The organism is Actinotalea sp. JY-7876, assembly GCF_014042015.1.
Taxonomy (GTDB): Bacteria; Actinomycetota; Actinomycetes; order Actinomycetales; family Cellulomonadaceae; genus Actinotalea.
In genome coordinates this window covers 1,370,460-1,383,133 of the sequence record NZ_CP059493.1, presented here as the reverse complement: position 1 = coordinate 1,383,133, position 12,674 = coordinate 1,370,460, and the positions used below count along the sequence as shown (strand labels likewise).

Here is a 12,674-nt window from a genome sequence, read left to right as displayed (position 1 = left end):
ACCTCGTAGATCGTGCTGGTCGGGCCCGGGGCAGTCCGCCGACCGCCTGCGGATCACCGTAGCGGACAACAGACCGCCCGCACGGCGGCGGACGGGGTACAGCGGCGTGCGTGTTACAACGATGCGAGGACGCGGAGCAGGATCCAGCACACGATCACGACGATCGTGAAGGCCAGGTCGAGACGGATCTGTCCGATGGTCAGAGGCGGGACGACCCGCCGCACCGCGCGCAGCGGCGGGTCGGTGGCCGTGTAGACCACCTCCGCCACGACGAGCATCGCGCCGCGGGGGCGCCAGTCGCGCGCGAAGATCTGGACCCAGTCGAGCACCAGGCGCGCGAACAGCAGGATCAGGTAGACGAGAACGACCAGGTACAGGACGTCCCAGACGATGCCGAGCACGTCTCAGCTCTGGTTGTAGAAGCCGGCGCGCTGCTCGCCGCTGCCGGCCTGCTCCTCGCCCGTGACCTCGACGTGCTCCGGGGAGAGCAGGAACACCTTGCTCGTGACGCGCTCGATCGCGCCGTGAAGGCCGAAGATCAGCCCCGCGGAGAAGTCGACGAGCCGCTTCGCGTCGGCGTCCGTCATCTCCGAGAGGTTCATGATCACCGGCGTGCCCGACCGGAAGGCCTCGCCGATGACGCGCGCGTCGTTGTAGGAGCGCGGGTGCACCGTGGTGATGCGGCGCAGCTCGGGCGCGGGCGCGTGGTCGTACGTCTCGTGCTGACGCGTCGGGTGCAACGGGGTCACCTCGGCCTCGTACTCGTGCGTCGGGGCGTACTCGTGGTCGTACTCGTCGACGTAGTCGTCGGCGTCCCGGCGGCCGTCGTCCTCGGCCAGGCCCAGGTACAGCATCGTCTTGCGCAGCGCTCCGGCCACAACGGCCTCCATCCCGAGTCACGGTCCCGTGTGGACCGCCGCCCGAGGGGCGTCGATCCGGTCCTGACCACGCTAACGCGCAGGTCGGCGCCACCGCCGGGCGACACGCCAGGCCGCGCCGGTTGTGTCGCATCGGGTGCCGCGGGTCACGAGGGCGTGCCCGCCCGGTGGGCCGCGGCGTCGGCGGGCGGGTCGGGCAGGAGCCGCACGACCGCCCCGAACCGGCCCGCGGGACGCGCCGACGTCGGGTGGCCCGACGCGCTCGACGCACGGTGGGAGAACCAGCGCGCGTCCTCGACCGTGCAGGCGGCGACGTCCCCGACCCGCCCCACACCGGCGTCCAGCAGCCGGCCGCGGACGCCGGCGGGCAGGTCGAGCGCGGGCGTCCCCCAGGACGTCGTCGACGCCGTGCCGCGCACCGCCCGCGCGACGTCCTCGCGCATGTCCTCGGGCACCTCGTAGCACCGGCCGCACACCGCCGGCCCGATGACGGCGCGCACGTCGCCCACCCGGGCGCCCAGCGCGACCATGCGGTCGACGGCGGCCTCCAGGACGCCCGCGACCAGGCCGCGGCGGCCCGCGTGCACCGCGGCCACCACCCGCCGCCCCGGATCGGCCAGCAGGACCGGGACGCAGTCCGCGACGAGGACGCCGACGGCGACGTCGGACCGGTTCGTGACGAGCGCGTCCCCCTCGGGCAGCTCGGCGTGGTCGAGCGCGCCCAGGCGGGGGTCCGCGTCGCGCACGCCCGCGCCGTGGACCTGGCGGACGAGCGCCAGCGGCGCCCCGAGACGTCCGGCGAGCGCCCGCCGGTGCTCCGCGGCGAGGACACCGTCGCCCACGACCCCGCTGAGGTTGGCGTCCGCGCCCGTGAAGCCGCCGCGGACACCCCGGCCGAGTTCGACCTCGAGCCAGTCCGCGGCGGCCGCCGTCACACCACCGGTCACGGGTTCTTCAGGAAGTCCGGCAGGTCGAGGTCGTCGTTGCCGCCGCGCCGGACCGGCCGCTCGTCGAGCACCGGGGGCACGTCCACCGCGGGCGCGGGGTCGCGGTCGTCGGCGAGGAACGACGGCGCGGCCTCGCCCGCACGGTCCCCGGCCTCGTTGAGCCGCGCGCCGTTGTGCCCGACGGGCTGGTACACCGGCTGCGCGTGCTGCCCGCGCTGGTCCGGGCGCTCCGGTCCGTCCGACGACGGCCCGTTGCCGAAGGCCCGCCACGGCTCGGCCGCGGCAGCCGGGAGGTCCGTCGTCGCCGGGCGCGGCTCCGCCACCGGCAGGCTCGGCGCGCGCGGCGCGCTGCTCACCTGGCCGAGCGCGCGGCTGTCGCGGCGCACCGTGGGGCTGCCGCTGTCGAAGCCGGCCGCGATCACCGTCACCCGGACCTCGTCGCCGAGGGCGTCGTCGATGACGGCGCCGAAGATGATGTTCGCCTCCGGGTGCGCCGCCTCCTGCACCAGGCGCGCGGCCTCGTTGATCTCGAACAGGCCGAGGTCCGAGCCACCCTGGATGGAGAGCAGCACGCCGTGCGCCCCGTCGATGCTCGCCTCGAGCAGCGGCGAGGAGATCGCGAGCTCGGCGGCCTGCACCGCGCGGTCGTCCCCTCGGGCCGAGCCGATGCCCATGAGCGCCGAGCCGGCCCCCTGCATGACGCTCTTGACGTCGGCGAAGTCGAGGTTGATCAGGCCGGGCGTCGTGATGAGGTCCGTGATGCCCTGGACGCCCGACAGCAGCACCTGGTCGGCCGAGTGGAACGCGTCGAGCACGGAGACCGAGCGGTCGGAGATCGACAGCAGACGGTCGTTCGGGATCACGATGAGCGTGTCGACCTCGGCGCGCAGCGCGTCGATGCCCGTCTCGGCCTGCACCGAGCGGCGCCGGCCCTCGAACGTGAAGGGGCGGGTCACGACGCCGATGGTCAGCGCGCCGAGCGAGCGCGCGATGCGCGCCACGACGGGTGCACCGCCCGTGCCCGTGCCGCCGCCCTCGCCCGCGGTGACGAAGACCATGTCCGCCCCGCGCAGGACGTCCTCGATCTCCTCCGCGTGGTCCTCGGCGGCCTTCTTGCCGACCTCGGGGTCCGCGCCGGCGCCGAGGCCGCGCGTGAGCTCCCGGCCGACGTCGAGCTTGACGTCCGCGTCGGACATCAGGAGCGCCTGCGCGTCCGTGTTGATCGCGATGAACTCGACGCCCTTGAGGCCGACCTCGATCATCCGGTTGACGGCGTTGACGCCACCGCCCCCGATGCCCACCACCTTGATGACCGCCAGGTAGTTCTGCGGAGCTGCCACGTCGGTGCCTCTCGTCCTGCGTACGGGTCAAACCTTCACTCTGAGGTAGAAGGTTAGAGTTATGTCAGATGCTGTCGGTTGCGACGCTAGGTCGCCCGGCGGCCCCGGGCAACGACCTGGCGCGCGTGTCGCCGGATCAGGACCGCGTGATGGGCAGCTCGGGCGCCGAGACGTCGAAGTGGCTGGCCGAGCGGCTCGGCTCGGCCGTGCGCAGGGTCTGCAGCACGCGGGCCTTGAGCGCCGTGCGGTCGGCGCTCCCCCACGCGACCGCCGCGCCGTCGCGCAGGGTGAACCGCACCGTGTCCTGGCTGTCGGCCTCGACCGTGGCGATCTCGGCGGCCAGCTCGGGCGGCAGCTGCTGCAGCACCGTGAGCACTGCCGTGAGCGCGCGCGCACCCGGGTCGTCCAGCGGGACCTGGACCACCGGCAGCCCGTCGGGCGCGGCGTCGGAGCGGCCCACCTGGACCCCCTCGACGTCGAGCAGGGCGACGCCGCCCTCGGCCTGCGGGACGGCGACCACCGGCTCGCGCGACACGACGGTGACGAGGAGCCCGTGGGGCCACTCCCGGGTCACCTCCGCCGCCCGCACACCGGGCACGTCCAGGATCTCCCGGCGCAGCGCCACCGTGTCCAGGCGCGGCAGGGGCGTCCCGTCATGCGGCTCGACGACCGCGGCGACCGCCGACGCGTCGACGACGGTGCCCTGCCCCTCGACCCGGACCTGCCCGAGGTCGAGCGCGAGGACCGGCGAGACGAGCAGGAGCCACGCGAGGCCCGCCAGCACCGCGACGGAGCCGGCCACCAGGGCGATGCGCCGGCGTGCCACGTGGCGGCGCACCGCCGCGCGCTCGGCCAGCCGGCCCGCGGCGTCCGACACGACGGCCGGCCGGACCGGGCGCCAGGCGCCTGGCACGACGGACGCCCCGGCGTCGCGCGTGGGCGGCGTCGCCTCGACGTCCACCTCGATCTGGGCGGGCGGGTCCACCTCCACGTGGGCGGGCGGGTCCACCTCCACCTGGGCGGGCGGGGCCGCCGCGCGCGGCGGCCGGGGCGGGGCGGGACGCCCCGCGGCCTGCGGCGTGAGCGGGGCGACGCGGCGCGGCGTCGTCGGCGGCCTCACGACGCGTCGTCGCGGCCGGCGAGGTGCGCGAGGACGACCGGCCCGAGCTCGGTGACGTCGCCGGCGCCGACGGTCAGGACGAGGTCGCCGGGTCGCGCACGCGCCGCGAGCACCCGGGCGGCCTCGAGCCGGTCCGGGACGAAGGTCGCGTCGCCGGTCATGCGCTCGACCACGGTGCCCCCGGTGATCGTGGGGTCGGGGTCCTCACGCGCCGCGTAGACGTCGGTCACCACGACGACGTCGGCCAGGTCGAGGGCCTGGGCGAACTCGGACGCGAATGCGGCCGTGCGCGAGTACAGGTGGGGCTGGAACACGACGAGCACGCGCCCGTCACCGGCGACCGGCCGCGCGGCCCGCAGCAGCGCCGCGACCTCGGTCGGGTGGTGCGCGTAGTCGTCCACGACCCGCACGCCCGCCGCGCTCCCCCGGTCCTCGAAGCGCCGGCCCGTGCCGACGAAGCGGGCGAGCCCTTCGGCCGCGCGCGCGGCGTCGACGCCGAGGAGCCGGGCCGCGGTCCACGCCGCCGCGGCGTCCAGGCCCATGTGCGCGCCCGGGACCCGGAGCCGGAGCGCCACGGGCCCCGAGCCGTCGTCCACCCAGGTGGAACCGCCCGAGCGCGCGGGCTCCGGCGTCCACGGGCCCACGCGCACGTCGGCCCCCGGCGCCGTGCCGTAGGTGCGCACGCCCACGCCCTGGTCCCGGGCGTGCGCGGCGAGGGCTGCGGAGCCGGGGTCGTCCGCACAGGCGACGAGCCACCCGCCCGGCAGCACGCGTGCGGCGAACCGGCGGAACGCAGCCTCGAACGCCTCCCGGGTGCCGTAGTGGTCGAGGTGGTCCGGCTCGATGTTGGTCACGACGGCGATCTGCGGCGCGTACGCGAGGAACGAGCCGTCGGACTCGTCGGCCTCGACCACGATGACGTCGCCCGTGCCGGCGTGACCGCCGCCGACGTCGGGGACCGAGCCCGCCGCCCGGGGGGCGTCCGACGCGCCGTCGGCCGCGAGGACCGTGCCGCCGATCGCCCAGGACGGCGCGAGCCCGGCGTGGTCCAGGGCGACGGCCACCATGGCCGACGTCGTGGTCTTGCCGTGCGCGCCCGCGACCGCCACCGCGCGGCGGTCGGCCATGAGCGCCGCGAGCGCCTCGGAGCGGTGCAGCACCGGCACGCCGTGGTCGCGCGCCGCTGCGAGCTCGGGGTTCGTGGGGCGGATCGCGGTGGAGACCACCACGGTGCCCGCGCCGTCGACGTGCGCGGCGTCGTGGCCGATGTCCACGTGGACGCCCGCCGCGCGCAGCGCGGCCGTCACCGGTCCCTCGCGCGCGTCGGACCCCGAGACCGCCAGCCCGCGCGCCGCGAGCAGCCCGGCGACGGCGGACATGCCGGCCCCGCCGACGCCGACCAGGTGCACGCGCCCGCGGGCCGCGAGGTCCGCGACGGTGACGCTCGCGCCCGTCACCGGGCCGCCTCGACGAGGTCGGCGACGCGCGCCGCGGCGTCCACCACGCCGACGGCCGACGCGGCACGGCTCATCGCGGCGAGCCGCCCGGGGTCGGTGAGGAGCGGCACCACGGCGCGGCGGACCAGCTCCGGGGACGCGTCGGCGTCCGCGACCAGCAGCCCGCCACCCGCGTCCACGACGGGGGCCGCGTTGAGGCGCTGCTCGCCGTTGCCCACCGGGAGCGGCACGTAGACGGCCGGGATCCCGAGCGCGGCGAGCTCGCCCACCGTGCCGGCGCCGGAACGGCACAGCACCAGGTCGGCGACGGCGAGGGCGAGCTCCATCTCGGCGAGGTACTCCCGGACCTGGTAGGCCGCCGCGTCCGCGGGCCCGAGCCCGCCCAGGGCCGCGCGCACGTCGTCCGCCTTGCCGCGACCGGTCAGGTGGAGCACCTGGGCACCCGCGGCGAGGAGGTCGGCGGCGGCGCCCGCCGCCGCTCGGTTGAGGCTGAGCGCGCCCAGGGAGCCGCCCGTGACGACCAGCGTGGGGCGGTCCGGGTCGAGCCCCAGCGCGGCCGCGGCGGTGGCGCGCGAGCCGGCCGGGTCCGCGGTGCGCGCGACCACGAGGTCGGCGACCTGGCGCCGCAGCGGGAGGCCGGTCACCACCGCGCCGGGCAGCGGCGTCCCCGGGAACGTCACGGCGACGGACCGGGCCCACCGGGCACCCAGGCGGTTGGCCAGACCGGGCCGCGCGTTCTGCTCGTGGATGACGACCGGGACGCCCCGGCGGCGCGCGGCGAGGTAGGCGGGGGTCGAGACGTAGCCGCCGAAGCCGACGACGACCTGTGCGCCGGTCGAGTCGATTGCCTCGCCCGCCGCCGCCACCGCGCTCCGCAGCCGGCCCGGGAGCCGCAGCCAGTCCGGGGTGGGACGGCGGGGCAGCGGCACGCGCGGCACCTCGACGAGCGGGTAGCCGCGCGCGGGGACGAGGTCGGCCTCCAGCCCGGTCGCGGTGCCGAGCACCGTCAGCCGCGTGCCTGCGTCCCGGGAGCGCAGCTCGTCCGCGACCGCCAGCAGCGGGTTGACGTGGCCGGCCGTCCCACCGCCCGCCAGGAGCACCGAGGCCAGCCGCTCAGTCATCGCTCACCTGCCCCGCGCGCCGGCGCTCGCCGCGGTCCGGGCCCGACGGGCGTCCGACCACCGCGAGCGAGCGCCGCACCATGCTCGCGCGCGCGGAGAGCGCCTCCTTCGCCCCGGGCTCCGTCCGCGCGAACGAGACGAGCACGCCGATGGCGATCATCGTGGTGATGAGCGCCGACCCGCCCGCCGAGACGAGGGGAAGCGGCACGCCGATGACGGGCAGGAGACCGATGACGACGGCGATGTTGATGAGCGCCTGGCCGAGGATCCAGGCCCCGATGGCACCGGTCGCGACCTGGACGAAGGGGTCGGGGTGCCGGCGGATCAGGCGGGTGACCGCGATCGCGAGCACGGCGAACAGCGCCAGCACGAGTCCCGTCCCGAGCAGACCGAGCTCCTCGCCGAGGATCGCGAAGATGAAGTCGTTGTGCGCCTCGGGCAGGTAGGACCACTTCTCGCGGCTCTCGCCGAGGCCCCGTCCGGTCAACCCGCCGGACGCGAGGCCGTACATGCCGCGCGTCGTCTGGTAGCACGCACCGAGCTGGTCGCAGTCGTCGCTGAAGAAGGCCTCGATCCGTGCGATGCGGCTGATGTTCAGCTGGGCGAGCCCGACGACCCCCGCCGCGGCGAGGACACCGGCGAGCGCGAACATGCGCATCGGCACGCCCGCCACGAAGAAGGCGCCGGCCACCAGCGTGAGCAGCACGATGCCCGTGCCGAGGTCACCGCCCGCCAGGACGAGCCCGACGGCCGCCAGCGCCACGACGACGGCGGGCAGGAGCACGTGCATCCACTGGTCCAGCAGGTGGCGCTTGCGCGCGAGGACCGTGCCGAGCCACACCGCGAGGGCGAGCTTGACCGCCTCCGACGGCTGCACCTGCACCGGGCCGAGCGGGAGCCAGTTCTTGTTGCCGTTGACCTCCTCGCCGACGAGCACGGTGAGGACCTGCAGGCCCGCGGCCCCGATGAGCAGCGGCCAGGCCGCGCGGCGGTAGAACGCCACCGGCATGCGGCTCGCGAGCCACGCGAGCGGCAGGCCGACGAGGGCGAACTGCGCCTGCCGCAGGAAGATGCCGTACGGGGAGGCGCCCTTCGAGGCGATGAGAGCGTCCACGCTCGAGCTCGACAGAACCATGATCAGGCCGAGCGAGAGCAGCAGCCCCGACGCACCCAGGATCAGGTAGTAGCTCGTGACCGCGCTGTTCCACTGACCGAGGACCGAGGTGCGCGTGTCGTCGGCCGTCTGGACCGCCACGGCTCAGCCCGCCGTCGGGGCGTCGGGGGCGAGCTCCCGCACGGCGTGGGCGAACGCGTCCCCCCGCTGGGCGTACGACGCGAACTGGTCCATCGAGGCGCACGCGGGCGCCAGCAGCACGGTGTCGCCCGGACGGGCGAGCGAGCGTGCTGCGGTCACGGCGCGGGTCATCACGGTCCCAGTGTCGGCCGGATCGATCGCGACGACGGGGATTGCGGGCGCGTGTCGGGCCAGCGCCTCGCGCCACGGCTCCTGGTCGACGCCGATGAGCACGACCGCCCGCAGCCGGTCCGCCCGGTCGCGCACGAGGTCCTCGAACCGGGCGCCCTTGGCCAGGCCGCCCGCGACCCACACGACCGTGCCCGGCGCGAAGGCGGCGAGCGACGCCGCCGCCGCGTGCGCGTTCGTGGCCTTCGAGTCGTCGACCCACTGCACGCCGTCGAGCGTGGTCACGTGCGCGATCCGGTGCGCGCCCGGCCGGTAGTCCCGCAGCCCGTCGCGCACCGCCGACGCCGGCACGCCGTGGGCCCGCGCCAGGGCGGCCGCCGCCAGGGCGTCCGTGACGACGTGGGCCGCGAGGCGGCCGTCCGGCCCGGCGAGGTGCGCCAGGTCCTGCGTCGTGCCGAGCTCGGCGGCCGAGCGTGCCCGCAGCGGGTCGTCCGCCGCCGCGTGGAACGCGCGGTCGACGAGGATGCCGTCCACCAGCCCCAGCTGCCCCGGCCCGGGCGCGCCCAGCGTCAGGCCGACGGCGCGTGCGCCCTCGGTGACCTCGGCCTCGCGGACCATGCGCTCGAGCAGGGGGTCGTCGGTGCCGTAGACGCAGGCCACCTCGACCCCCGTGTAGATGCGCGCCTTGTCCGCCGCGTAGGCCTCGAACGAGCCGTGCCAGTCGAGGTGGTCGGGCGCCACGTTCAGGACCGCCGCGGCCTGGGCCGCCATGGTGTGCGTGTAGTGCAGCTGGAAGCTCGAGAGCTCGACCGCGAGCACGTCCACGTCGGGGTCCGTCGCGGCCGCGACGACCGGCGTGCCGACGTTGCCGACCGCCGCGACGCGCCGGCCGGCGGCGCGGAGCACCGACTCGAGCATCCCGACCGTCGTCGTCTTGCCGTTCGTGCCCGTGAGCACGAGCCACGGGGCGGGCCCGAGGTCGCCGCGCTCGGCGCGCAGCCGCCAGGCGAGCTCGACCTCGCTCCACACCGGCACGCCGCGTGCTGCGGCGGCGGACAGCACGGGGCCCGACGGCGCGAACCCCGGCGAGGCGACGACGAGGTCGACGCCGTCGAGGTCGACGTCCTCCTGCGAGGCCACGTCCGCCTCCGGCGCCCGCGCGTCGAGCGTGACGACATCGGGCGGGTCCGGCAGGGCACGCAGCGCCGCGAGGACCGCGCGCCCGGTCACCCCGAGGCCGAGCACGAGCACCCGGCGTCCGCCGAGGTCCAGAGCCACTACCCGGCCACCCACTCCGCGTAGAAGATGCCGACGCCGACCGCCACGAAGAGCCCGGCGATGATCCAGAAGCGGATGACGATCGTCACCTCGCCCCAGCCCGACAGCTCGAAGTGGTGGTGCAACGGGGCCATCTTGAAGACCCGTCTGCCCGTCATCTTGAAGAAGCCGATCTGGATGACGTCGGACAGCACGATGAGGACGAACATCCCGCCGATGATCGCCGCGAGCACCTCGGTGCGGGACAGGATCGACAGGCCCGCGAGCGCGCCGCCGAGCGCGAGCGACCCGGTGTCGCCCATGAAGATCTTCGCGGGCGACGCGTTCCACCACAGGAAGCCGAAGCAGGCTCCGGTCACGGCGGCCGCCACCACGGCGAGGTCGAGCGGGTCACGCGTCTCGTAGCACCGCGGCCCCGCCGTCGCGAGCTCCTGGCACGTCTGGTTGGACTGCCACACGCCGACCAGGACGTAGGCGCCGAACACGATGAGCGAGACGCCCGTCGCCAGGCCGTCCAGGCCGTCGGTGAGGTTCACGGCGTTCGACCACGCCGTGATGAGGAAGTTGGCCCAGATGATGAACAGGATCAGGCCGACCGTCGGCCCCGCCCAGGCGAGGTCGATCTGCGTGTCGCGGACGAACGAGATGCGGGTGGACGCCGGGGTGCGGAAGTTCTCGTTGGGGAACTGCAGCGCGAGCGCGGCGAACGAGATCCCGACCAGGCCCTGGCCCACGACCTTCCAGCGCGCCGAGAGCCCCAGGCTGCGCTGCCGCGAGATCTTGATGAAGTCGTCCAGGAACCCGACGACCCCCAGGCCCGTCATGAGGAACAGCACCAGCAACGCGGAGGCGCTCGGCCGGTTGCCGGTGACCAGCCCGGCTCCCGCCCAGCCCAGCAGGGTCGCGACGATGATGACGACGCCACCCATGGTCGGGGTGCCGCGCTTGGTGAAGTGCGCCGTCGGGCCGTCCTGGCGGATGAACTGGCCGTACTGCTTCTTGACCAGGAAGCGTATGAACAGCGGCGTGCCCAGCAGCGCGATGAGGAGCGAGAGGCCGCCGGAGATCAGGACGGTTCTCATCGGCCCACCCCGCGTGCCACGTCCAGCACGGGCGCGAGCCCGCCGCCGGTCACCAGGACCACGTCGCCCGCACGCAGCTCCCCCGCGAGCCAGTCGGCCGCGGCGGCCGCGTCCGCGACCACGCGCGACTCCTCACCCCAGGAGCCCTCCTGGAGGGCCCCGGTGTGCACCGCCCGGACGGCGTCGCCGACCGCCACGAGCCGGTCGACGTCGAGCCGCACGGCCAGCCGGCCGACGCCGTCGAGCTCGTCGACCGGCGGGGCGCCCGCCAGCGTCCCGACGACGGCGATGCTGCGTCCCGTGCCGGCTCGCGTCACCAGCTCCCGCAGACCGGCGCGCACGGTGTCCACCGTCGCGCCCGCCGTCTCGTCCAGGACGGTCACGTCGGGCACCGTCGTGTCGGGCACCGTCGTGTCAGGCACCGTCGTGTCAGGCACCGCGAGGGCGGCCGCCGCCTCGAGGAAGACGTCGCGGTCGTTGTAGCGGTGGAACACGCCGGCGATCTCCTGGGTCGGCTCGTGGCCCTTGCCGGTCACGATGACGGTGTCCTGCTCCCCCGCGAGCCGCACGGCCGTGCGCAGCGCCTCGGCGCGCGGCTCGACCTCGTGGACGTCGGCAAGGTCGGGCCGCACGGCCCGCACGCCCTCGAGGATCGCGGCGCGGATCGACGCGGGCGGCTCGGACCGGGGGTTCTCGTCCGTGACGACCAGGACGTCGGCGAGCCGGGCGGCGATCTCGCCCATCATGGGCCGCTTGCCGCGGTCGCGGTCGCCGTCGGACCCGAACACCACGACGAGCCGGCCCGGGGTGATCGGACGCACCGCCTCGAGGGCGAGCACGAGCGCGTCGGGCGTGTGGGCGTAGTCCACGAGGCACAGGGGAAGGCCGGAGCCGCGCTCGACGACGCGCTCCATGCGCCCCGGGACCGCGGACGCGCCCGCGACGCCCGCGACGGCGTCGGCCAGCGGGACACCGGCCCGGTAGGCGGCGACGATCGCGACGGCCGCGTTCGACACGTTCACCAGCCCCGGCAGAGGGCTGACCGCCTCGAGCCGCTCGCCGCCCGGGCCCGTGAGCACGAACGTCGAGCCGACGCCGTCGAGCCCCACGCTCGCCTCGCTCACGCGCCAGTCCGCGACCGCGGCGCCCGCCGAGTCCTCGCGCGTCGCCACCGAGTCCACCGGGATCTGTGCCTGCGCCGCGAGGCGGACGCCCCACTCGTCGTCGACGCACACGACGGCGCGCCGGGCGTGCCCGGGCGCGAACAGCCGCGCCTTGTCGCGGAAGTAGCCCTCCATGTCGCCGTGGAAGTCCAGGTGGTCCCGCTGCAGGTTCGTGAAGACCGCCACGTCGACCTCGAGGCCGCCGACGCGCTCGAGCGCGAGGGCGTGCGAGGAGACCTCCATCGCCACGGCCGTGGCCCCGCGCTCGCGCATGAGGGCGAACAGGCCGTGCAGGACGGGCGCCTCGACCGTCGTGCGGGGGCTCTCGATCGCCTCGGCGCCCACCCGGAGCTCGACCGTGCCGACCACGGCGGTGGTGGCGTGCGCGCGGCGCAGGGCCGCGTCGACGAGGTAGGACGTCGTCGTCTTGCCGTTGGTCCCGGTGATGCCGACCACCGTGAGGTGCTCGGCGGGGCGGTCGTAGAACCAGGCCGAGAGCTCGCCGAGGAGCGTGCGCGGGGAGGCCGTCGGCCCCCAGACCAGCACGGGCACCTCCTGGGCCGCCGCGCCGAGCAGGTCGAGCCCGGCGGCGTCGGTCAGGACCGCCGCCGCCCCGGCCGCGACGGCGGCGTCGGCGTAGCGCGCACCGTGCGAGCGGAGGCCGGGCAGGGCGACGAAGAGGTCCCCCGGAAGGACGTCGGCGGAGCCGACGGCGACACCCGTCACCTGCACGTCCACGTCGTCCGCGCGGCCCCGAGCGGACGCGCCGCGGGGCGCGCGCTCGAGCCCGAAGCGGGCGGCGAGGTCGGTGAGGTGACGCGTCGGGCGATGCTCGGGCCGCATCCGGCCCTGGGGGGACGTCACG

At 75.8% G+C, this 12,674-nt stretch carries 11 protein-coding genes; all 11 read right to left on the bottom strand.

What is annotated here, in order from left to right; genetic code table 11:
- Positions 1–113 precede the first annotated feature (113 nt).
- The 11 genes from H2O74_RS06535 to H2O74_RS06485 all read right to left on the bottom strand — a co-directional run bounded on the left by H2O74_RS06535 (position 114) and on the right by H2O74_RS06485 (position 12,673).
- Positions 114–401, bottom strand: a complete 288-nt coding sequence (locus tag H2O74_RS06535) for a YggT family protein (protein WP_182113652.1) — start codon at positions 399–401, stop codon at positions 114–116.
- Between the two features lie 3 nt (positions 402–404).
- Positions 405–878 carry a cell division protein SepF gene (locus tag H2O74_RS06530; protein ID WP_182114110.1) on the bottom strand — a complete coding sequence of 158 codons (474 nt, stop codon included), beginning with the start codon at positions 876–878 and terminating at the stop codon, positions 405–407.
- A 146-nt stretch (positions 879–1,024) separates the two neighbouring features.
- Positions 1,025–1,825, bottom strand: a complete 801-nt coding sequence (gene pgeF, locus H2O74_RS06525) for a peptidoglycan editing factor PgeF (protein WP_182113651.1) — start codon at positions 1,823–1,825, stop codon at positions 1,025–1,027.
- Positions 1,822–3,165: a cell division protein FtsZ gene (gene ftsZ / locus H2O74_RS06520; protein WP_182113650.1), complete on the bottom strand. Its 1,344-nt coding sequence runs from the start codon at positions 3,163–3,165 to the stop codon at positions 1,822–1,824. The genes pgeF and ftsZ overlap by 4 nt, the downstream gene beginning before the upstream one ends.
- Before the next feature lie 136 nt (positions 3,166–3,301).
- A complete protein-coding gene (locus tag H2O74_RS06515) occupies positions 3,302–4,285 on the bottom strand; it encodes a cell division protein FtsQ/DivIB (RefSeq protein WP_255491826.1) in 984 nt (327 codons plus the stop codon).
- Complete coding sequence (gene murC / locus H2O74_RS06510) at positions 4,282–5,664, bottom strand: UDP-N-acetylmuramate--L-alanine ligase (protein WP_182114108.1); 1,383 nt, start codon at positions 5,662–5,664, stop codon at positions 4,282–4,284. Before murC ends, H2O74_RS06515 begins: the two co-directional genes overlap by 4 nt.
- A gap of 74 nt (positions 5,665–5,738) precedes the next feature.
- Complete coding sequence (gene murG / locus H2O74_RS06505; RefSeq protein WP_182113649.1) at positions 5,739–6,863, bottom strand: undecaprenyldiphospho-muramoylpentapeptide beta-N-acetylglucosaminyltransferase; 1,125 nt, start codon at positions 6,861–6,863, stop codon at positions 5,739–5,741.
- On the bottom strand, positions 6,856–8,118 hold the full coding sequence (gene ftsW / locus H2O74_RS06500) for a putative lipid II flippase FtsW (protein ID WP_182113648.1): 1,263 nt from the start codon (positions 8,116–8,118) through the stop codon (positions 6,856–6,858). Before ftsW ends, murG begins: the two co-directional genes overlap by 8 nt.
- Before the next feature lie 3 nt (positions 8,119–8,121).
- Positions 8,122–9,564, bottom strand: coding sequence for a UDP-N-acetylmuramoyl-L-alanine--D-glutamate ligase (gene murD / locus H2O74_RS06495; protein ID WP_255491825.1), 1,443 nt, complete (start codon positions 9,562–9,564; stop codon positions 8,122–8,124).
- Positions 9,564–10,646, bottom strand: coding sequence for a phospho-N-acetylmuramoyl-pentapeptide-transferase (gene mraY / locus H2O74_RS06490; protein ID WP_182113646.1), 1,083 nt, complete (start codon positions 10,644–10,646; stop codon positions 9,564–9,566). The genes murD and mraY overlap by 1 nt, the downstream gene beginning before the upstream one ends.
- On the bottom strand, positions 10,643–12,673 hold the full coding sequence (locus H2O74_RS06485; protein WP_220458028.1) for a UDP-N-acetylmuramoyl-L-alanyl-D-glutamate--2,6-diaminopimelate ligase: 2,031 nt from the start codon (positions 12,671–12,673) through the stop codon (positions 10,643–10,645). The genes mraY and H2O74_RS06485 overlap by 4 nt, the downstream gene beginning before the upstream one ends.
- Position 12,674 lies beyond the last annotated feature (1 nt).

What these genes read in the sequence shown, in the direction of transcription:
- murG (WP_182113649.1), bottom strand. Translation starts at nt 6,863, where the DNA reads ATGACTGAGCGGCTGGCCTCGGTGCTCCTGGCGGGCGGTGGGACGGCC.
- murC (WP_182114108.1), bottom strand. Translation starts at nt 5,664, where the DNA reads ATGTCCGCCGTCGCCGGGCTGCTCGCGGCGCGCGGGCTGGCGGTCTCG.
- mraY (WP_182113646.1), bottom strand. Translation starts at nt 10,646, where the DNA reads ATGAGAACCGTCCTGATCTCCGGCGGCCTCTCGCTCCTCATCGCGCTG.